At 67.3% G+C, this 19572-nt stretch carries 19 protein-coding genes and 1 pseudogene; 12 read left to right on the top strand and 8 right to left on the bottom strand.

From position 1 onward, the window contains the following. From TX83_RS24300 to TX83_RS22285, 5 genes and pseudogenes are all read right to left on the bottom strand, one after another. Positions 1–258 (bottom strand): annotated as a pseudogene (locus TX83_RS24300) (hypothetical protein); the annotation flags it as partial. Between the two features lie 869 nt (positions 259–1127). Next, positions 1128–2843 carry an endo-beta-N-acetylglucosaminidase gene (locus tag TX83_RS22270; RefSeq protein WP_079248394.1) on the bottom strand — a complete coding sequence of 572 codons (1716 nt, stop codon included), beginning with the start codon at positions 2841–2843 and terminating at the stop codon, positions 1128–1130. Between the two features lie 290 nt (positions 2844–3133). Then, the gene (locus TX83_RS22275; RefSeq protein WP_064750182.1) at positions 3134–6448 is read right to left on the bottom strand and encodes a PAS domain-containing protein; all 3315 of its coding nucleotides are present in this window, start codon (positions 6446–6448) and stop codon (positions 3134–3136) included. Position 6449: 1 nt separating this feature from the next. After that, complete coding sequence (locus TX83_RS22280; protein ID WP_064750183.1) at positions 6450–6686, bottom strand: hypothetical protein; 237 nt, start codon at positions 6684–6686, stop codon at positions 6450–6452. Further along, a complete protein-coding gene (locus TX83_RS22285; RefSeq protein ID WP_064750184.1) occupies positions 6676–8022 on the bottom strand; it encodes a sigma-54-dependent transcriptional regulator in 1347 nt (448 codons plus the stop codon). Before TX83_RS22285 ends, TX83_RS22280 begins: the two co-directional genes overlap by 11 nt. A 582-nt stretch (positions 8023–8604) precedes the next feature. Here TX83_RS22285 and TX83_RS22290 point away from each other — a divergent pair. The 6 genes from TX83_RS22290 to ligD all read left to right on the top strand — a co-directional run bounded on the left by TX83_RS22290 (position 8605) and on the right by ligD (position 14343). Then, positions 8605–8892 carry a hypothetical protein gene (locus TX83_RS22290; RefSeq protein ID WP_064750185.1) on the top strand — a complete coding sequence of 96 codons (288 nt, stop codon included), beginning with the start codon at positions 8605–8607 and terminating at the stop codon, positions 8890–8892. Beyond that, on the top strand, positions 8889–9362 hold the full coding sequence (locus tag TX83_RS22295; RefSeq protein ID WP_079248396.1) for a low affinity iron permease family protein: 474 nt from the start codon (positions 8889–8891) through the stop codon (positions 9360–9362). Before TX83_RS22290 ends, TX83_RS22295 begins: the two co-directional genes overlap by 4 nt. 14 nt (positions 9363–9376) lie before the next feature. Then, positions 9377–9985, top strand: a complete 609-nt coding sequence (locus TX83_RS22300) for a hypothetical protein (RefSeq protein ID WP_064750186.1) — start codon at positions 9377–9379, stop codon at positions 9983–9985. Positions 9986–9995: 10 nt separating this feature from the next. Next, positions 9996–10697 (top strand): DUF6766 family protein, encoded by a 702-nt coding sequence (locus TX83_RS22305; protein WP_064750187.1) that lies wholly within the window; start codon positions 9996–9998, stop codon positions 10695–10697. A 90-nt stretch (positions 10698–10787) separates the two neighbouring features. After that, positions 10788–11699 carry a Ku protein gene (locus tag TX83_RS22310; protein ID WP_064750188.1) on the top strand — a complete coding sequence of 304 codons (912 nt, stop codon included), beginning with the start codon at positions 10788–10790 and terminating at the stop codon, positions 11697–11699. Between the two features lie 28 nt (positions 11700–11727). Further along, positions 11728–14343: a DNA ligase D gene (gene ligD / locus TX83_RS22315; protein ID WP_064750189.1), complete on the top strand. Its 2616-nt coding sequence runs from the start codon at positions 11728–11730 to the stop codon at positions 14341–14343. Here ligD and TX83_RS22320 read toward each other — a convergent pair. Beyond that, complete coding sequence (locus tag TX83_RS22320) at positions 14340–14831, bottom strand: MgtC/SapB family protein (RefSeq protein WP_064750190.1); 492 nt, start codon at positions 14829–14831, stop codon at positions 14340–14342. The genes ligD and TX83_RS22320 overlap by 4 nt on opposite strands. Before the next feature lie 200 nt (positions 14832–15031). Here TX83_RS22320 and TX83_RS22325 point away from each other — a divergent pair, with 200 nt between their 5' ends. From TX83_RS22325 to TX83_RS22350, 6 genes are all read left to right on the top strand, one after another. Next, on the top strand, positions 15032–15214 hold the full coding sequence (locus TX83_RS22325) for a hypothetical protein (protein ID WP_064750191.1): 183 nt from the start codon (positions 15032–15034) through the stop codon (positions 15212–15214). A 124-nt stretch (positions 15215–15338) separates the two neighbouring features. Beyond that, a complete protein-coding gene (locus tag TX83_RS22330; protein ID WP_064750192.1) occupies positions 15339–15707 on the top strand; it encodes a BON domain-containing protein in 369 nt (122 codons plus the stop codon). 139 nt (positions 15708–15846) lie between these two features. Further along, positions 15847–16182, top strand: a complete 336-nt coding sequence (locus TX83_RS23600) for a DUF3247 family protein (protein ID WP_064750193.1) — start codon at positions 15847–15849, stop codon at positions 16180–16182. Between the two features lie 29 nt (positions 16183–16211). Continuing rightward, on the top strand, positions 16212–16445 hold the full coding sequence (locus TX83_RS22340) for a hypothetical protein (RefSeq protein ID WP_064750194.1): 234 nt from the start codon (positions 16212–16214) through the stop codon (positions 16443–16445). A gap of 225 nt (positions 16446–16670) precedes the next feature. Continuing rightward, positions 16671–17306 (top strand): GIY-YIG nuclease family protein, encoded by a 636-nt coding sequence (locus TX83_RS22345; protein ID WP_064750195.1) that lies wholly within the window; start codon positions 16671–16673, stop codon positions 17304–17306. A gap of 49 nt (positions 17307–17355) precedes the next feature. Beyond that, entirely contained in the window at positions 17356–17547 is a 192-nt protein-coding gene (locus TX83_RS22350; RefSeq protein WP_064750196.1) for a hypothetical protein, read from the top strand. A gap of 36 nt (positions 17548–17583) precedes the next feature. Here the strand turns inward: TX83_RS22350 and TX83_RS22355 are convergent, their stop codons facing one another. Together TX83_RS22355 and TX83_RS22360 are read right to left on the bottom strand one after the other, a co-directional pair. Further along, a complete protein-coding gene (locus tag TX83_RS22355; protein WP_064750197.1) occupies positions 17584–18162 on the bottom strand; it encodes an alpha-ketoglutarate-dependent dioxygenase AlkB family protein in 579 nt (192 codons plus the stop codon). 59 nt (positions 18163–18221) lie between these two features. Next, entirely contained in the window at positions 18222–19499 is a 1278-nt protein-coding gene (locus tag TX83_RS22360) for an MFS transporter (RefSeq protein WP_064750198.1), read from the bottom strand. Between the last annotated feature and the right edge of the window lie 73 nt (positions 19500–19572).

The raw sequence follows: 19572 nt of genomic DNA on the forward strand, positions 1-19572 counted from the left end.
TGCGATCGGCTTGCCGGCGCTCTTGGCACCGCCACAGCCGCCTTCGCCGTGCTTCTTGTCGCCGCCGCAGCTACCCTCGACCTTCTTCGCAGCCACGGCCTTAGCGCCGGCCTTGTCGGCGGCTTGGGCCGATTGCGCGCCCAGCAGGTAGCCCTGCGACAGGTCGGTCATCGCAAACGCGGAAGCCGACAGGCTCAGGCCGCCGATCAGGGTGGCGCCGAGGGCGAGGGCGATGGGCTTCTTGATCTGCTCGTACATTGAAAAACTCCTTGATGACAAAATCGACGGAGAATCCGTCGGTGGGTAACGCACGGTGGCTCCAGGTCGCGACCTGTTGCATTTCTGTGTGCCCGGGACGCATTCCATCGCTGTCGCCACGACCGGCGTAGCGCTCTCCGCAAGCACGCCTTAAAGAGCGCCGACAGGCGCGGCAGGATTCGCGCGATGCAGCCAGATTCGCCGCTTCGTTAACTGTCGATTCATGCCGGTACCGCGGCCTTCGATTGCATGTGCGGGAGCGCCGGGCAAACAAGCAGGAATTGTCGCGAAGTCATGCCGTATCGCCATACGGAAATGTCTTAGCGCAAATCCGATAGCCTCGGCTGTCCTGTCGAAAAGTTCCGCGCTTTTATCGTCTCTAGCGTTCGCCGAAATCGGCGTTGGATGGCGACAGAACGCAAGTGCGCGAGCGATGGCGGAAGCGGTATCGCGGCGTTGAAGATCGCCTGGAAACGCGTTTCCTGTCGAGCGCGGACGAGGCCGCTGGAAATGCGAAATCCCTCCTCGCCATCAGCCGACTCGTGACGAGGAGGGGGCGGAGTCTTCGAGCGTCTGGCGGGACTTCGCTCAGGGTGCTAAGTCCCGGAGCCCATCCGGTTATGTGCCGAATTGGCCTGGTAGTGGGGATAGTGCGTGTCCGCGACCCGCCGTGCGGTACCGGTGTTGAGATCGATGACGAAGCTCTCCTTCCGCGCCGGGACTTATCGGGCCAGCGTGTCCTGCTTCGGGTCTTCGTCGCCGAAGGCCATGGCGCCGCCCGCCATCAGGATCTTGTCGCGTGAGAACTGGGCCGACGGCGCCCCTTGACGTTGCTACCGATAGCAGGCGGCCGCAGTTCCGGCCCGAAGCTACTTCGCCGTCAGCTGCTCGTACAGAGCGTAATAGGTGAATCCCTCGGTGTTCACCTGCATCGTGAGGTTCAACAGCGGAAAAGCGCCGAAGGGGCCGTAGGCTACGGCCGAGTTTGGAACGCTTGCCATCGTCCCATAAGTCGGCACCCGGATGATGCATGCCCGGTCCTGTGCGACCGAGTGCGTCGCCGCTTGCTCCGCGGTAACCGGGACGCAGCGCAACCCCTCCTGCGCGTACCCGGCATAGTCCCAGACGAACCCGCCTTGCGCGTTGTTGTCGCGCAGGTCGCCTGGAATCAGCCGAGGCTCCTTCTCCCACCACTTGAACCCAGGCATGTACTGAACAAAGAGCGGGTCCAGCAAGTTGAGCCTGCTATCGCCCTCCTGCCAGCCCGACCACGCCATTATGTCTCGACGGGAACCCAGCCAAGCCTGCGCGTTTTGCTGGAACTCGATCGGGTGATTGAACTCCAGGACTTCTTCGGTCAAGCCGTCGTGCGAGAACTCCAGATAGCACGAACTGTCGCAACGCACGCCAGAATTCTTCGCCGTGACCGTCCAGCCCCTGGACTCCACCCCAGGCCACGTCATCACGTTGATTTTCAGAACGGTAGTCGGCGCAGGGGCGGTGTCGACGCCAGCGCAAAGCACCTCGCTTCTCAGCTTGGTCTTCGGATAAACGGCCTTGGTGTATTCCTTCAGGCCCGGCCAAACGCCGCTGCCCTTGAAGTACTTGCACTGGGTCGCCTTTGCGCCCGGTATTCTCAAGGGGGCGGTCCGGCCCAGGGGCGTGTTCCTGCTGAAGACTTCATCGAGATAGAGCAGAACGTTCTTCTGCGAACCGGCCGGAAGCAGCTTCAGGGTTTCGGCGGGGTTGATTCCGGTCGCGTTGTCCAGCCCGTAATCCTCGAGCGGCGAATGCCCGAAGTTGGCGATGTTGCCGTCGGTCACCGCGCCGTGGATGCCTCTCGAGCTATCGCCGGTATAGGTTATGAACTCCACCCCCCCCCGTTGCTTGAACTTCGGGAATACGTGCTCGATCAAGCGGTTCATCTGAATCACCTGCTGCCGCCCTTCAGTCGAATCGCCGAAGCCTTGTTCGATGTTCAGGAACCACCCGTCCAGTTTCAGCGCCTTGGCGATTTTTTCCAGATTCTTCAAGGCCGGGATGTGATAGGAGGACTCGAGCTCTTCGTTCGGAAACGTTCCGGTCAGAAAGCCGATCAAACTCTTGACCATGGCGGAGTTGCCATGAGTCGCGTCGATATAGACGGTCCCGTAGATCTTCACCCCGTTCTCGTGGGCGGCGGTGACCCAGTTCGGGTCCGGAGCGATCACGTGCGCTCCGGAGGAATGCTCGCCACCGAAGTACACGAATTTCCGAACGAACGCCCAATTCTCGAATGTCACCGGAGGAGGCGCCCCTTCCGGATAGGACTTGAGCGCCGGACGGGTCCGGTACAAGGCCGTGTAGTCGATGCCGTTTCCGGTCTGCCGGTTGCCCAACCAAGCCGACTCCATGTTGGTGTTCAGCTCGGTCCGCGATGGCGCGGGCCTGTTCGGCGACACAACAACCAGGTTTTCAGTCAATAGACTGTCGAAACCGCTCGAGTTGCTCCCGCTGTCCAAGGCCCAGGTATAGGTATCCATGCCGAATGCGTGACCGCTGATGGCCAGGCAAAGGGGGATGGCCACCAATTTCATTCGCTTCATTCCAAAATCCTCTGTCTTCCATGTCTTCCATGTCTTCCATGTCTTCTTTGCCGCTCTCCCGGTCGTAACGTATCGCAGCGCCGCTCACCGGCACAGGCACAGATACGGGGCTAGGCCTAAAGAGCTAGTTCGACATCCAAGCCACGGCGACGGCGTCCCTATGCGGGTGTCGCGGTCGCCCCATGCATCTGTTTCGAACAGCGCAGGCATAGGGGAAGCGGCCTCGCCCTGGCGATCGCAGCCGAGCTGAGGCAGAGAAAACTCCGCCGCGCCCGGTCGCTTCAGCCGCCTCACGAAGCTTGCGCCTGCCGCATGCCTCGTTCGATGCTGGCGAGAATCTCCTCGATTCCTGCCGGCTTGACCAAGTGCTCGTGGAAACCGACCGCGGCGGTGCGGTCGCGGTCGCCGGCCTGACCGTAGCCGCTGTAGGCCACCAGGTAGGGCGAATTTCGTTGCAAGCGCAGGGTGGAGGCGATGTCGTAGCCGTTGAGCGGACCGGGCAGCTCCAGGTCGCACAGGACCACATCGAACGCGCCGCGGCGCCAGGCCGCCAAGGCCTGCTCGGCGTCGATCGCGCATTCGGCGTGGTGGCCCTGCAGTTTCAGCAGTACGCGCAGGGCTTCGGCGGTGTCGGTCTCGTCGTCGACGATCAGTACTCGGCCGCAAGCGCGGTCGGCCGGCATGTCTGCCCGCGGCATGCCCAGGCTGGCTTCGACTTCGGCCAGCGCCGTGCTCGGCGCGGTCTCGGTCCGGGGGGGCGCCAGCGGCAGGCGCACGCTGAAGCGCGCGCCGCGGCCGAGTCCGTCGCTGTGCGCGGCGACCGAGCCGCCGTGGCGCTCGACCAGGGTCTTGACGATGCTCAGGCCCAGTCCGAGTCCACGCGAACGCCAGTCGGGCGTCTGCACGAACGGTTCGAACAGGCGTGTCGACAGGTCTCGGCTCAGTCCCTGGCCTTGGTCGCTGACTTCGATCAGCACGCCCTCTTCGGTCGTCGCCGCGTCGATGCGAATGCGTTGCCCCGGCGAACTGGCCTTGACCGCGTTCGACAGCAGGTTGTCGAACACTTGCCGCAGCCGCGCACGATCGCCGTCGACCCAGCATGGCTCGACCGGCAGCGCCGCCTCGATCGCTACCTGTTCGTGCCCGGCACGGTCGACATGGTCGCTGTGCACTTCCTCCAGCAGCCGGTTGAGATCGAAACGTTCGCGACGCAGTTCCAAGTCGCCTTGGGTGACGCGGGAAATGTCCAGCAGATCATCGACCAGGCGGTGCAAGTGACGGTTCTGCCGCAGCAGCGTCGCCAGCGCGCGTTCGCGATCGGCGGCGGGCAGGTCGTTCCGGCTGAGCAATTCGCTGGCGGCGCTGACTCCGGACAACGGATTGCGCAGTTCGTGACTGAGTACCGCCAGGAACCGGCTGATGCGCTGGTTGGCCGCGGCCAGGGTTTCCAGGGCGCGTTTCTGGTCTTCGATATCGGTGCTGGCGCCGTACCAACAACGCAGTCGGCCGTGGTCGTCGAACAGCGGCTGGGCGCGCACGATATGCCAGCGGTACGCGCCGTCGGCGCGGCGGAAGCGCAGCTCGACGTTGAGCTGCCGGCCGGCGCGGATCGCCTGGTCCCAGGCGCGTTGGCCGTTGTCGAGGTCGTCGGGGTGGACGATGTGGCGCCAGTCCTCTTGCCCGCTCAGGCCGGTGTACTCGTACCAGTGCCGGTTCTGGTAACGGATGCCGCCGTCGGGTTCGGCGATCCAGACCATCTTCGGCAGATTGTCGAGCAAGGCATGCTGTTCCGCCTCGGCGCGTCGCAACTGCAATTCGAACACCCGCCGCTCGTGCACGTCGCGAATGCCGCCGATCCACTCGGCGACGGCCTCGTCCTCGGTCAGCACCGGCACCGCGCGCAGGGCGACGTAGCGCGCTTCGCCGGTGGCGGTGCGGACCCGGAACTCCAAGTCGAGCGTCTGCGCCGGCGCCTCGCGCAGCGCCTCGCCCCAGGCATCGCGCACTCGCGCGCGGTCGCCCGGATCGATCGCGTCCAACCAGCCGTCGCCGCGGTACTGCAGCGGCGGTTGCCCGGTCAGCGCTTCCCAGCCCGGCGCATCGAGCATGCGGCCGTCGCGGTCGGCGCACCAGACGATGCCGGCCCAGGCCAGGGCCAGGCTGCGAAAGCGGCGTTCGCTGGCGGCGACCCGGCGGGTGGCTTCGATCCGGTCGGTGATGTCGACGGCATGGATCACCGCGCCTTCGACCGTCTCTCCGTCGGGCTGGTGCGGCACGAACTGGACGTCGTAGTGGCGGCGCTCGCCGGCCAGGAGCAACTCGGCCGGGAAGCGCACCGCCTGGCCTTCCAGGGCGCGCTGCAGCAGCGCCAGGTAGGGGGCCAGATCGCTGTGCGGATGCGCTTCGTCGACCCGCATGCCGTGCAGGGGCGTGCCCGCGAAACAGTCCTCGAAACTGCGGTTGAACAGACGATAGCGTCGTTCGATGTCGATGTAGGCGACCAGCGCCGGAAGCCGATCGATCATCGCGCGCATCAGCTGGCGTTGCGCGCGCAGGGCGGCGTCGATGCGCTTGTGCTCGCTTATGTCGAGCGCGAGCAGGGCGACATCGCGCCCGGACAGCGCTTCCCCGGCGAGCAGCACCCAGTCGGCGCGGCCCTGTCGACCGAGCACCTGCACCTCGGTGGGACGGAACGCGCCCTCGCGCCGCAAGGTATCGAGCAAGCCGCGTGGCACGCCGAGGTGTTGCAGGTCGTCCGACGCAAGCTCGCCGGGCGGCCGGCCGTCGAGCGTGCCCGTCTCGCTGCCGTGGTCGCCGAGCAGCATGCGCCGGAAGCGCGGATTGGCCAGCCAACGGCCGCCGTCGAGGTCGGCGAAGCAAATGCCCCACATCTCGGTGTCGAACACCGCGCGCAGCTTGCGGTCGCTGAGGCTGGGCTGGTCGCCGCTGCGCCGGCGCAAGAACAGGACATGGCCGGAATCGGCGTCGCGCCCGGCCTGCAGGCGGACCACGTCGGCGGTGAGTTCCGCGCCGCTGCCGGACAGGTCGATGTGGTAGGTCGAGCGCGACGCGCTGCCGGCGTCGGCGTCGAACGCATCTTCGGGCAGGCCGGCCAGCAGCTCGCCGATCGGCCGTTTCTCGGCGCGTTCGCTGCTGCAACCGAGCATGGATTCCGCGACCGCATTGAGATAGCGCACACGACGGTGCTGGTCGACGGCGACCACGCCGTCTTCGATGCCCGCGAGTACCGCGGACAGGTGCGCGCGCTGTTCGCGTTCGCTGCGGCTGAGCTGGCGCGCGCTGGCGACGATCCAGATCAGCAGCGCAGACACCAGCAGATAGAATGCGGCGCCGTCGCTGCCGAGGTTGCGCAGCAGCCCCGGCCACAGCAGCACCGCGCCCAGGCTGGCGGTCAGGCCGATCAGTCCGCCGCGGGCGCCGTAGAACGCGCTGGCGAGAATCACCAGCAAGTAGAACAGCGCGATCGGGAAGGCTTCGGCGACGCTGCGGCCGTAGCGGACGTGAACGGCGATGGCGAGCAAAGCCAGGATCAGCGCGATCGCCAGTTCGCGCGATCGATGCCGGCCGCGCTCCGCGCCGGACATGTCAGGCTTCCGCCGGCGGCTCGGCCAACAAGGCCGAACAACGCTGGCAGGCGTCGCGCACCCGGCGCAGGTTGTCGCGCACGGCCGGGTCGTCGCCGGCGCCGGCTTCGATCAGCCTGTGCGCGGCGGCGCTGGCCATGGTCACGGTGTTGACCTCGTTGCGCAGTCGGTGCAGCCAGCGAGCGAACTCGGTCGGCCCGGCCGGCGGCGCGGAGGCAGCGGCCCGATCAGACGTCATGGCCGCTCTCGCGCAGGCGCGCCAGCTGGTTGTGGATGGTGCGTACGCTGACGCCCAGCGATTGGGCGCTGCGGGTCCGGTCGCCGTCGAAATGGGCCAGGGTCTTGAGCAGCATCTCCTGCTCGATCTGGGCATAAGTCATGCCGACCGAGAACGAGACATGGGTGGCGTCGTGGTGCACCGGCGCCAGCTTGCGAAAGCCCGGCGCCACCCGGATTTCGTCGCCTTCGGCGGTCAGGAAGGCGCGCTGCACCGCGCTGCGCAGCTCGCGCACGTTGCCGGGCCAGTTGTGCCGCAACAGCACCCGTTCGGTGCCGGCAGCGAAGCGCTTACGCGTGCCGTAACGGATGTTGAGGCGCTCCAGGAAGTTGTGCGCGATCAACAGCGCGTCGTCGCCCCGGCTGCGCAACGGGGGCAGCTCCAGGCCGATGTCGGCCAGGCGATAGAACAGGTCCTCGCGCAGCGAACCTTCCTCGATGCTGCGCTGCGGGTCGCGATTGGTCGCTGCGACCACGCGCACGTCGATATCGACCGCTTCGCTGCCGCCGACTCGGGTCACTGTCCCGGTTTCGAGCACGCGCAGCAGATAGACTTGCAACGCCGGCCGCATCTCGGTGATCTCGTCCAGGAACAACGTGCCGCGATCGGCCTGTTCGAAGTAGCCGTTGTGGCGCGCGGCGGCGCCGGTGAAGCTGCCGCGCTCGTGGCCGAACAGGTGGCTGGCGAGCAGATCCGGCGCGATCGCGCCGCAATTGACCGGCACGAAGGCGCCGCTGCGGCCGCTGAATTCGTGGATCGCGCGCGCGACCAGTTCCTTGCCGGTGCCGCTTTCGCCGCTGATCAGCACCGTCGCCTCCGACGGCGCGATCCGCTCCAGGCTGTCGATCAGCCGTCGCATCGCCGGCGACCGGCCGATCATGCCGCCACGCGCTTCGGCGCGCGCCTGCGGCGGCCGTGCGCGCGCGGCGGCATGATCGAGCAGGTTGGAGAATTGCTCCGGGCACAGCGGCTTGATCAGATAATCCACCACCGGCAGCGAAACCGCGCGCGCCGCGCTCTCCACCGAGGGCTGGCCGGTGACGATCGCGATCTGCCCGTGCTCGGGCAAGTCCATGTCGTCGAGCAGGTCGAAGCCGTTGCCGTCGGGCAGTTCCAGGTCCAGCAGCAACAGATCCACGGCCGGAAGGCGGGCGAAACCGCGCGATTGTTCCAGCGAGTGCGCCATGTAAGGAGTGAAGCCGCGCGCCCTGGCGAAGTCGGCGGCGGCGGAGGCGAAATCGTGATCGTCGTCGACGATCAACACGGTAGGGCTCGGTGCGGAGACGCGTTCGGCCACGTCTGTCGATCCGTTGTCCGGGGCGTCCACGCTAGCTGAGCGTGAGTTAACGGTGCGTCGGCGGAAAATGATTCCGCCGTGATGAAAGAGTTGCTGTCCGCACCAGGCAGTGGGGTGCCGGCAGCGAAAAAGCATCGTCCAGGGACACGTGTTCGCGCCGGGCGCCTGCGAAAACCGCCGCAGCGCAGTCAGTTTCGTCATTGCGCACTTCCGCCATGCGCCTGCAGCCGGGCGTCGCACGAAGAGCGGTATCTGAAGCGTTCAGTCCCGCACTGCGATCGGTGTCGCCGATTGCGGATCGGACCGCCGTATGGGTTCGGCTGGCACGGGAGTTGCGTCATCGCTGATGCGCCCGGTCGCAACATGCGATCGCACTGCCTACGCAACGGATCCATCCTTCAGGAGACGCACATGGCTTACTCGTCCACCCGCGCTTTTCCCGCTGCACTCGTTTTCGCGCCTTACGAGGGGCCGGCCCGCGCCGGCGTCGCGGCGCGGACGATGGAGGCATCGGGCCATCCACCGCGCGAAACGGCGCGTCCACCCGGAACGAAAGGCCAGACCGCCGCTTCGCCTGCGTCGATGCAGTCCCTGGACGTGATCGACATGGAGTCCGAACTCAGCTACTGGCGCACCCACTATCGCGGCATGTCTCGATGCGAAGGCCTGCGCTACAGCGATTACGAACCGGCGCTCAAGCTGGGCCTGGACGCTTACATGCGCGGTCACGGCCGCTCGCTCAGCGACATGGAGCAAGAGTTGCGCGATTGCTACCGCCGCACCCGCGGCGGCTCGCGACTGGACTGGGATCAGGCCCACAGCGTGGTCCAGGCGGCCTGGGACCGGTTGAACGACCGGGGCGGCAGATGACTCTGCGCGAAACGTTCGAACGCGGCGCGAAGGCCGCCGCGCGTTTTACCGGCCACCCCCTGTGTTTCTGCCTGGCGGTCGGAGTGGTCCTGCTGTGGCTGCTCAGCGGGCCGGTGTTCGGCTTCAGCGACACCTGGCAGCTGATCATCAACACCGGTACGACCATCGTGACGTTCCTGATGGTGTTCCTGATCCAGAACTCGCAGAACCGCGATGCCGCCGCGGTGCAGATCAAGCTCGACGAGCTGATCCGGGCCACGCTCAAGGCCGAGAACGCCTTGCTCGATCTGGAAGAACTCGACGAGGACACGCAGGAGCGGTTCCGTCGGCGCTACGAAGCACTGGCGAAGAAGGCCCGCCGGCTCAGCGGCCGCGGCCGACGTGACGGCCCTGCCGACGTCGGCGCCGACGCACCCGGATCCGATGGCGAGCCGTCGCCGCCGGGAGGCGGCGCTTCCACCCCAACTTAACGAGGCGATACGACATGAAAAAGACTCAACCCGAAGCCGCCCAAGTGCGCGAGCTGCTGCTCCAGGCCCTGCAGACCGAGCAGAGCGGCGTAAAGATCTACGAAGCCGCCGTCGCCAGTGCGATCAACGACGACCTGCGCAAGGAGTGGACGGACTATCTCGAAGAAACCCGCACCCACGTACGGGTGCTGTTGAATGTGTTCGAGGAGCTCGGCCTGGATTCGGAACAGACTACGCCGGGCCGCGATGTCGTCGGTCGCATCGGCGAATCGCTGGTCGCGGCGATCCGCGAGGCGCAAAACACCGCCGAGCCTGCGGCGGCGCAACTGGTGGCGGCCGAATGCGTGGTCCTGGCCGAGACCAAGGACCATATGAACTGGGAGCTGATCGGCCACTTGGTCGAACACGCCAAAGGCGAGGGCCTGGACGTGCTCAAAACCGCCTTCGAAGCGGTCGAGTCCGACGAGGACCATCATCTGTACCACACCAAGGGCTGGGCGCGAGAACTGTGGATCGAAGCCTTGGGCTTGCCCGCGGTGCTGCCACCGCCCGAGGAGGTCAAGAAGGTCGAAACCGCGATCGGTGCGGCCCGCGCCGAACAAGCCCGCTCGCGCATGCTCTGAGCGCTGCTCGATGAACGCGGCCAAGAAAAAAGGGCCTGCGGCGGCGCCGGGCTTCTGGCGCCGCAACTCGCTCTCGCTGGTGCTGCTGGCCCTGTTCGGGATCAGCCTGTTCGGCCAGATCGCCGCCGGCCGCGCCGTGCTCGACCGCGAACGGGTCGAGCACGGCCAACCGCCGCTGGACTGGGGCGAGTACTTCCGCCGCGGCCAGTTCTTATCGGCGACGTTCGAGAACTGGGAAAGCGAGTTCCTGCAGATGGGGCTGTACGTGCTGCTGACGGTCTGGCTGCGCCAGCACGGCTCGGCGGAATCGCGCAAGGTCGAGGAACGCGAAGACGACACCAGGGAGGAGGGCGGGCGCGAGATCGAGCCCGGGCCGACGCCCGGGCCGGTGCGGCGCGGCGGCGCCTGGGCGGCGCTGTACGCCAATTCCCTTTCGATCGCCTTGTTGTCGCTGTTCGCGTTCGCCTTCGCCGGCCACGCCTACGGCAGTTGGCGGCAGCAGGTGGAACAAGCGCAGCGCGAAGCCCAGCCGGTACCGAGCCTGAGCGAGCACCTGGGTTCGGCGCAATTCTGGTTCGAGTCGTTCCAGAACTGGCAGAGCGAGTTTCTCGCCGTGCTCACCCTGGTGGTACTGTCGATCTGGCTGCGCCAGGCGCATTCGCCGCAATCCAAACCGGTGCGCGCGCCGCACGCCCAGACCGGCGCCGGGTGATCGCGATGCGGCGCTCGTTCACCCGGCCTGGACGGTTGCGGTCGCACAGTCTGAAGCCCCGCTCCCCGTCACGCATTGCGAGGTGCCGTCATGGCGCGCCCGATCTGGACCGGAACCCTGTCGTTCGGCCTGCTCAATATCCCGGTCAAGCTGATGACCGGCGAACGCCGCGTCGATCTGCATTTCCGCATGCTCGACAGCCGCAACAAGGCGCCGATCCGCTACGAGCGGGTCAACGAGGAAACCGGCGAAGAGGTGCCTTGGAAGGAAATCGTCAAGGCCTTCGAGTACGACAAGGGCAACTACGTGGTGATCGAGGACGCCGACATCGCCGCCGCGGCTCCCGAGCACAAGGAAACCGTGGACATCGAAGCTTTCGTCGACGCGGCTGCGATCGGGCCGCAGTTCTACGACAAGCCGTATGTGCTGGAACCGGGCAAGAAGGCGGAGAAGGGCTACGTTCTGTTGCGCGAGGTGCTGCAGCGTACCGGCAAGGTCGGGGTGGGGCGGGTCGTGATCCGGACCCGCGAGTATCTAGCCGCGGTGATGCCGCAGGATCAAGCGCTCCTGCTGTTGATCCTGCGCTATGCCCAGGAGATCGTCGACCCGGCCGATTACAAGCTGCCCGAAGGCGGTCTGGCGAAGTGGAAGATCTCAGCCCGCGAGGTGGACATGGCCCAGAAGCTGATCGAATCGATGAGCAGCGATTGGGAGCCGGACAGCTATCGGGACGATTTCCGCGAGCGCCTGCACAAGGTGATCGAGCAGCGGGTCAAGTCCAAGCAGGTGGTGCGCGGCAAGTCCGTCGACGAAAGCAAGCTGCCGGAGAACGCGGCGACCAATGTGATCGACTTCGCCGAGCTGCTCAAGCGCAGCCTGGAAAAGAAGGGGGGACGTACGGCGGCCAAGCCGGCCAAGAGCGCGGCCAAGAAAACGGCGAAGAAGACCGCCAAGAAGAGGGTGCGCAAGGGAAGCGGCAAGGGCGCGCGCAAGTCGGCCTGAGCCGCGATAGGGCAGCGGAAGCGAAGCCATGACTCTGCGCGACTACGCAAGCAAACGCCGGCTCGGACTTACTCCGGAGCCCGGCGTAGAGGGCGGCCGGGCCCGACGGCGCGCCGGCGGGCGGCCGATCTTCGTGGTCCAGTTGCACCACGCGCGCGCCAGGCACTACGACTTCCGCCTCGAGGCCGACGGCGTGCTCAAGAGCTGGGCGGTGCCGAAGGGGCCGTCGCTTCGCGCCGGCGAGAAGCGGTTGGCGGTCGAAGTGGAGGACCACCCGATCGATTACGCCAGCTTCGAGGGCGATATTCCGAAGGGGCATTACGGCGCCGGCCATGTCTATCTGTTCGACCGCGGCACCTGGTCGACCGAGCGCGACGCGCTGGAGCAGATCGCCGCAGGCAAGCTGGATTTCGAGCTCGACGGCGAACGGCTGCACGGCGGCTATACCCTGGTCCGCGCCCGCCGCGCAGGGCGCCAACCCCAGTGGCTGCTGATCAAGCGCAGCGACGAACACGCGCGCGATCTGGACGCCGACGGCTTGCTTCGGTCGCCGGCCAAGTCATCCGCCAAGTCATCCGCCAAGTCGCCCGCGTCCCCGGCTTCGTCTACACCGAGCCGGACGCTTCCCGCGCGCCGTGCCGCGCCCGCCGGCGTCGCCTCGCGCGAACGTTGGCGCAAGGCTGCGCTCGCCGTGGACGGCGCAACGCCGGCGACCATGCCCAAGCAGATCGAGCTGCAATTGGCGAGCCTGCGCGAACGCCCGCCGGCGACCGGCGAATGGCTATACGAAGTCAAATGGGACGGCTATCGACTGCTCGCTTGGATACGGCGCGGCGTACGCCTGGAGTCGCGTAACCGGATCGACTGGAGTGCGCGTTTTCCGGCCCTGGTGGAGGCGCTAGGCGCCCTGCCGGTACGCAGCGCGGTGCTGGACGGCGAGCTGATCGCCCTCGACGCCGAAGGCCGCAGCGACTTCGGCGAGCTGCAACGCAGACTCGAGGCCGGCGAGGTCGGCGGCCTGCGTTATGTGGTGTTCGACTTGCTATATCTGGACGGCATCGATCTGCGCGAAGCCGGTCAGGCAGACCGGCGCGCGCTGCTGCGGCGCCTGCTCGAAACTTCCGCTTCGCCCGTTCTCGTCTTCAGCGAACACGTCGAAGGCTCGGCCGCGCAGGTGCTGGCGGCGAGCGCCCGTGCCGGCCTGGAAGGAATCGTGTGCAAGCGCGTCGCGGCGCCGTATCGCGGCGGCCGCAGCCAGGCCTGGATCAAGCTGAAGCACGTCGCCGACGAGGAGTTCGTCGTGGTCGGCTATACCCCACCGCGCAACAGCCGCAGCGACTTTGGCTCCTTGCTGTTGGCCAGGCCGGAGGGCGGAGGCTGGCGCTACTTCGGCCGGGTGGGCAGCGGCTTCGACGACGTGGCCCTGCGCGCGATCGGCGCCCGTTTGCGGCGCCTGCATCGGGACCGGCCGGTGCTGACGCTGCCGGCGCATGTGCCGTTTCCGGTGCGCAAGGTGCAGTGGGTCCGCCCGCAGCTGGTGATCGACGTGCAATCGCGCGGTCGCGGCAAAGAGGGGTTGCTGCGCCAGGCCAGCTTCCTGCGCCTGCGCGAGGACAAGGCCGCGGCCGATCTGGCCGCACCGTCGCGCCGGCGTGCGCGAACGCCGGAGCCAGGCGAGGACACCGCAATGAAACAGCTCCCACCGGACGGAGCCAAAAAAGCGCGCGGCCGCAGTCGCTCCAACGCCCCGAAAACCGACGCCGAATCGAGGCGGTCCGTTCGCGTCGAGTCGTTGCCGCTGACTCACCCCGAGCGGATCGTCTATCCCGACGCCGGTATCCGCAAAGGCGAGGTCGCCGAGTACTATCGCGCGGTATCCGCCTGGCTTTTGCCGGAACTGATCGATCGCCCGCTGTCGTTGCTGCGTTGCCCGCATGGAATCGCGGACGCCTGTTTTTTCCAGAAGCACTACAACGGCAGTTTCGGTCGCGACGTGCACCCGGTCGCGCTCGAGGAATCGGGCGGGCGCGCCGACTACGTGTATGTGCGCGACCTCGACGGCGTGCTGGCCCTGGTGCAGATGAATACGATCGAGTTCCATCCTTGGGGGGCGCGGCGCAAGGCTCCGGACAAGCCGGACCGGATGGTGTTCGACCTCGATCCGGCGGAGGGCATCGCCTGGAGCGAACTCAAGCGCGCCGCGCGCGAAGTGCGCGACCGCCTGGCCGAACTCGGCCTGGAAAGTTGGGTGCGCCTGTCCGGCGGCAAGGGAGTGCACGTGGTCGTGCCGATCCGCCCCGGGCCGCAATGGAGCGAGGTCAAAGACTTCTGCGAGGCCTTTGCTGACGCCATGAGTACCCAGTCGCCACTGCATTACGTCGCCACGGCCTCCAAGGCCGCGCGCAAGGGGCGGATCTTCATCGACTGGCTGCGCAATACGCGCGGCGCCACCAGCGTCGCCGGGTGGTCGTTGCGCGCCCGCGCCGGAGCGCCGGTAGCGATGCCGTTGCGTTGGGACGAGTTCTCGCGCAGCGGCTCCTCGACCGACTTCGACCTGCCCAAGGCCGTGCGGCGCGCGGCGCGACTGCGCAGCGACCCCTGGGAAGGCTTCGCCGAAAGCCGCCAACGCCTGCCCGGCCGCTAGCGCGGCACGCTGTCGTCGTCGTTGCCCGGCGGCGGCGATTCGCTGCCGACCTTGCGCTCGAATAAGTTCAACAAGGCCAGTACGCCCAGGGTCAGGGCGGTCGCCGCGAACGCCAGCAGGTGATAACGCAAGCCGGTGCACGCACCGATCACCGCGACCATCAGCAGCGAAGCGGCCGTGGTGATGCCGGCCACGGCCTGGCCGCGCCGACGGGCGAAGATGGTGCCGGCGCCGATGAAGGCCACGCCGGCGACGACGGCTTCGACCAGGCGCAAGGGATCGATGTTGACCAGGAAGGGCATGCGGAATCGCGGGTCGACCACGATCAATTGCCCCAGGCCGATCAGCAGCGAGGAGGCGCCGGCGACCAGCATGTGGGTGCGAAAGCCGGCAGGCCGGTTCTTGAATTCGCGCTCCAGTCCGATCGCGCCGCCGAGCAGCATGGCATAGGCGCTGCCGGCGACGACCCAGAGTTGTTCGGCTTGCATGAATGCGCTCCGCAACGCGCGGCTGAACCCGCGACGACTTCGTCGATTGATAACTGCGGCAGCGTGATCCGCCCGTGACCGGCTGCGCGCATCGTGACGGTGCGTGCACATCGCCGATACCGATCCCTAACGCCTTCCTGCAGTCCGATTAACCCCCGCGCGGGTAGCGTCGAATCGAATCCAAACGCAGGAGCCAGACCATGTCGCGCGGCGAGAAGTCGGCTTATACCGACAAACAGAAGCGCCAGGCCGAACACATCGAGGAGGGATACCGCAAGGAAGGCGTGTCCAAGAAGGAGGCCGAAGCGCGTGCCTGGGCTACCGTCAACAAGCAGGACGGCGGCGGAAAGAAGTCCGGTTCCGGGCGAAAAGACCATCACTGAAGAGACGGCGGTCGAGCGTCGGCTGCGACTGCAACGCTGCCTTGTCGGCCGCCAGGGCGGCGATTACCGCTCTATCGATTCCACGCGCCGGCGGCCGTGCCGGCGCCTCAACGAGGAACTTGCCATGAATGCGATCCGTACCGCGAGTATTGTTCTGGGCCTGAGCCTGTGCGCCGGTGCCGTCGCCGCGCCGCAATCGGCCGGCACCGCCGCGAGCCAAGATCCGGCCGTTTCCGCCACCGGCAACGACTCGGCGCAGCCGGTCAGCGACACCTGGATCACCACCAAGGTCAAGACCGAACTGCTGGCCACCAAGGGTGTATCGGGCACCGACATCAGCGTCGAAACCGTCAACGGAGTGGTCAAGCTGTCCGGCCACGTGAGCGGCAAGGCCGAGGCCGACAAGGCCGCCTCGGTCGCGCGCAACGTCGATGGCGTCAAGAGCGTCGACACCAGCGCCTTGGTCGCGGCCAAGAGCGCCGGCAGCAAGTAACCGAGCGAACGGTGCGTTCGGGGACGGCCGCGGGCGCCGGCGGATCGATGCCGTCCGGCGCCCGCGAGTCTGCCGCCCGCCGTGCCGCGCGATCCTCCACGCTCTGCCCATACCCTCCGATCAGCCGGTTTTCGCCATCATGACCCAACTCGCCGATCGCGTCGTCACCGACTCCGCCGACATCGCGCGCCTGACCCGGTTGATCGAGGACTTGGCGGACGAAGCCCTGGTCTGCCTGGTTCTCATCGACGGCAGCCGCCGGCTCGGGGTCGTGACTGCGCGCCCGAGCCTGCAGACCTTTCTCGATCCCAGCGGCCGCGAAGGCGTCAACGCCGTATTGCGCGTCGACGATCCGAAGATCGAAAGCGGGACCTGTTATCTATGGCTGGACGAGATCATCGAAGTGCGTCCGATCCACTCCGACCGACGCGACTTCGCCCGGCCCGCGCCGGGCATGCGAGTCGCGCCCCGCTAGGTGGGCGCACCGTTTCCAAGGAGCCTGCCATGTCGACCTGCGATGTTTGCGGCAACCAGTACGACAAGACGTTTACCGTCCACCGGGCCGGACAGACCGGCACCTTCGACTCCTTCGAATGCGCGATCCACGCGATGGCCCCGCGCTGCGCGCACTGCGATTGCCGCATCGTCGGCCACGGCGTCGAGAACGACGGCCGATTCTATTGCTGCGCGCATTGCGCCAAGAAATCCGGCGTGCGCGGCATCGAAGACCGCATTTGACGAGGGCCAGTCGCGCGGGGGAGCGCGGAAACAAGCCGCTCCCGTCGCTTGCGGACGGGTGTCCGCAGCGGTTGTCCGGCCGGCGCGGCAGCGCGCCACCCGGCGGTTGCGACGGCGCGCCGGTGCGAACCGCGTCGGCGGTCACGTCGCCGTTTCGCACCGCATTTACGCACCGGCGCGGATGCTCTGCGCAACGGCCCGCGGACGGGCCGGACGGAAGCGACGATGCCGGCGCGTGCCGACCCCGAACTGGCTTTCCTGCGTAGCGCCGATCCGGACACCGGGCCCGGTGCGAGCGAAGGCGAGTGCTACCTGTACGTTTTCCCAAGCGCCGGCGAGGATTTGCTCAAGCTTGGATTCTCCCGCAATCCGCTCGGCCGCATGCAGGCCCTGCATCCTCGCTATTACGAATTCTTCGATCTCGAGCGCGGGTGGCTGGCGCAGACCGATTCGGTGCGCGAGGCGCGTCGCCTGGAACGCGATCTGCATCGCAGCCTGGGCGAGTACAACGCGCCGGCGCCGCTGACCGTACGCAAGGCCGCCGCCGGCCACGGCGAGTGGTATCGCGGCGCGTATGCCGGTCTGTGGAACCAAGCCGATCGCTTGCGGGCGGTCGGCCACGCGCTGCACTGGCCGCTGCGCGACTGGGCCGCGGCCGAACTGGCGCGCCAGGGCGAACGCCTGTACGACCGCGGCGCGGCTTTGCTGGCCCAATTGCAGGGCGAGCCCGGCCTGCTCGACGACCCGGCACTGAGCGGGCTGCGCCGTAATCTGCTCGACAGCCTGGATGCCTATCCGGCCTTGTCCGTGGAGTTGCATCTGCCCGAGCCCCTGCTGCATTGGTACTACGCCGCGCGCTAGCGGCGCACGTCACGGCGCGGACGCGCCCCCCACGACTGGAGCCGACCTCATGACCCCACTCGATAAACCGATCCGTCGCGAACTGGAGATCGAAGGCAAGGCCTACACCCTGATCCTGGAGCCGGATGGCTTCAAGCTGGCCGAAAAGGGCCGGCGCAAGGGATTGGAATTGCGCTGGGCCGACCTGGTCTCCGGCGATGCGGCGCTGGCCGCGGCCTTGCAGGCTTCGCAGGCCGACTGATCTTGCCATCGGCCGCCCGCAGCCCACGGGCGGCCTTCAACCCGGCCGGACCCGGAACGCGAGGCTGATGCGCGGCGCGGTCACGCCCGGCGCTTTCGGAATGCCGTGGTCGTAGTGGCGCTGCGAGGCGTGGCTCATGACCAGCAGGCTGCCGGGTTCGAGTTCGACCTGCCACTGCCGATGCGGCGGACGCTTGGCGCGCAGCAGCATGCGTCGTGGCGCGCCCAGCGACAGCACCGCGATCGGCCGCGCGGGAATCAGGTCGCGCAGCTTGTCGTTGTGCAAGGCGACGCTGTCGGCGCCGTCGCGGTAGAGATTCAGGCCGACGCTGTTGAACGGCGTGTCCAGCCGGACGCTCACCCGTTGCGCAGCCTGGGCCAGCCACGGCGGCAGGCGATCGCGATCGAGCCGGTAGGCGGCGATGCGCCGCGGCACATCGACCAGGCGCTCGTACATCATCCGGGTGCACGCACTCCACTCGGCCCGCGCGAGCAGGCTGTCGAACAGCTGCGCGGCTTCGTCCGCGGCGAACACCCCGGGCAGGTAGTACACCCCGTCTTCGTCGTCGGCGATGAAGCGCTGCGGAGTCGGAGCGAACAATGAGGCCTGATGCATGGCGCATCTTCCCCAGCGGGCGTCTCAATCGGTGAGACGCCTTCCGCAGGCACAGCCGCTCAGTCTTCGCGGCGTTCCAGCTTGGGCAAGAACCAGGCCAGCAGCCCGATCGCCGGCAGATAGGCGCACAGGCCGTACACCGCCTCGATGCCGATGCGGTCGGCCAGTTGGCCCAGCGCGGCCGCGCCGAGGCCGCCCATGCCGAAGGCGAAGCCGAAGAACAGGCCGGCGATGACGCCGGTGCGGCCGGGCACCAGTTCCTGCGCATAGACCAGGATCGCCGAGAACGCCGACGACAGCACCAGCCCGATGACCACGGTCAGCGCGGTGGTCCAGAACAGGTCGGCATGCGGCAGCATCAGGGTGAAGGGCAGCACGCCGAGGATCGAAAACCAGATCACGTAGCGGCGGCCGACGCGGTCGCCGATCGGCCCGCCGAGCAGGGTGCCGGCGGCGACCGCGCCGAGGAACACGAACAGATGCAACTGGGCGTCGCGTGCGCCGAGGTGGAACTTCTCCATCAGGTAGAAGGTGTAGTAGCTCGACAGGCTGGCCATGTAGAAGTACTTGGAGAAGATCAGCACGCCGAGTACGGCCATGGTCGCCGCCACGGTGCGACGCGGCAGCGGCGGCGCGGTGCCGGCACGCTTGCGCTGCTGCCGCTGCGCGGGGATCTGGGCGCGATACCACCCCCCGATCCGGCTCAGGATCGCGATGGCGGTCAACGCTGCCAGCGCGAACCAGCCGACGCTGCCCTGGCCGTGCGGCATGACGACGTAGGCCGCCAGCAGCGGCCCCAGGGCCGAGCCGACGTTGCCCCCGACCTGGAACAGCGACTGGGCCAGGCCATGACGGCCGCCGGAAGCCATCCGCGCCACGCGCGAGGACTCGGGATGGAATACCGACGAACCCGAGCCGACCAGGGCCGCGGCCAGCAGGAGCATCGGAAAGCTCGATGCGCGCGACAGCAGCAATAAGCCGACCAGGGTGAAGCCCATGCCGATCGCCAGCGAGTAGGGCATCGGCCGCTTGTCGGTGTAGATGCCGACCAGCGGCTGCAGCAGCGAAGCGGTGACCTGGAAGGTGAGGGTGATCAGGCCGATCTGGCCGAAATCGAGCGCGAACGCGTCCTTGAGCAGCGGATAGATCGCCGGCAGCAAGGATTGGATCATGTCGTTGAGCAGATGGCAGACGCTGAGCATCGCCAGGATCGGCAAAGCGATGCGCGCCGGTTCGGCGGCAGCGGCCGGCGCGGAAAATTCCGGTACCGCCGCCGGCCCAGCGGCATCGGCGGCGGACAGCGTGGCGTCGGTGCGCGCGGTATCGAGAGAATTCATGCGGCATCAGCGGGCCATCGGCCCGTCGCGGAAGCGACCGGCGGGCGAGGGCGGCGGCAGCCGTCCTTCGCAT

Source organism: Lysobacter antibioticus HS124, from assembly GCF_000336385.2.
GTDB lineage: Bacteria > Pseudomonadota > Gammaproteobacteria > Xanthomonadales > Xanthomonadaceae > Lysobacter > Lysobacter firmicutimachus.

Coding starts and splice junctions, on each gene's coding strand:
- TX83_RS22270 (WP_079248394.1), bottom strand. CDS start 2,843: ATGAAGCGAATGAAATTGGTGGCCATCCCCCTTTGCCTGGCCATCAGC.
- TX83_RS22275 (WP_064750182.1), bottom strand. CDS start 6,448: ATGTCCGGCGCGGAGCGCGGCCGGCATCGATCGCGCGAACTGGCGATC.
- TX83_RS22280 (WP_064750183.1), bottom strand. CDS start 6,686: ATGACGTCTGATCGGGCCGCTGCCTCCGCGCCGCCGGCCGGGCCGACC.
- TX83_RS22290 (WP_064750185.1), top strand. CDS start 8,605: ATGCAGTCCCTGGACGTGATCGACATGGAGTCCGAACTCAGCTACTGG.
- TX83_RS22295 (WP_079248396.1), top strand. CDS start 8,889: ATGACTCTGCGCGAAACGTTCGAACGCGGCGCGAAGGCCGCCGCGCGT.
- TX83_RS22300 (WP_064750186.1), top strand. CDS start 9,377: ATGAAAAAGACTCAACCCGAAGCCGCCCAAGTGCGCGAGCTGCTGCTC.
- TX83_RS22305 (WP_064750187.1), top strand. CDS start 9,996: ATGAACGCGGCCAAGAAAAAAGGGCCTGCGGCGGCGCCGGGCTTCTGG.
- TX83_RS22310 (WP_064750188.1), top strand. CDS start 10,788: ATGGCGCGCCCGATCTGGACCGGAACCCTGTCGTTCGGCCTGCTCAAT.
- ligD (WP_064750189.1), top strand. CDS start 11,728: ATGACTCTGCGCGACTACGCAAGCAAACGCCGGCTCGGACTTACTCCG.
- TX83_RS22320 (WP_064750190.1), bottom strand. CDS start 14,831: ATGCAAGCCGAACAACTCTGGGTCGTCGCCGGCAGCGCCTATGCCATG.
- TX83_RS22325 (WP_064750191.1), top strand. CDS start 15,032: ATGTCGCGCGGCGAGAAGTCGGCTTATACCGACAAACAGAAGCGCCAG.
- TX83_RS22330 (WP_064750192.1), top strand. CDS start 15,339: ATGAATGCGATCCGTACCGCGAGTATTGTTCTGGGCCTGAGCCTGTGC.
- TX83_RS23600 (WP_064750193.1), top strand. CDS start 15,847: ATGACCCAACTCGCCGATCGCGTCGTCACCGACTCCGCCGACATCGCG.
- TX83_RS22340 (WP_064750194.1), top strand. CDS start 16,212: ATGTCGACCTGCGATGTTTGCGGCAACCAGTACGACAAGACGTTTACC.
- TX83_RS22345 (WP_064750195.1), top strand. CDS start 16,671: ATGCCGGCGCGTGCCGACCCCGAACTGGCTTTCCTGCGTAGCGCCGAT.
- TX83_RS22350 (WP_064750196.1), top strand. CDS start 17,356: ATGACCCCACTCGATAAACCGATCCGTCGCGAACTGGAGATCGAAGGC.
- TX83_RS22355 (WP_064750197.1), bottom strand. CDS start 18,162: ATGCATCAGGCCTCATTGTTCGCTCCGACTCCGCAGCGCTTCATCGCC.
- TX83_RS22360 (WP_064750198.1), bottom strand. CDS start 19,499: ATGAATTCTCTCGATACCGCGCGCACCGACGCCACGCTGTCCGCCGCC.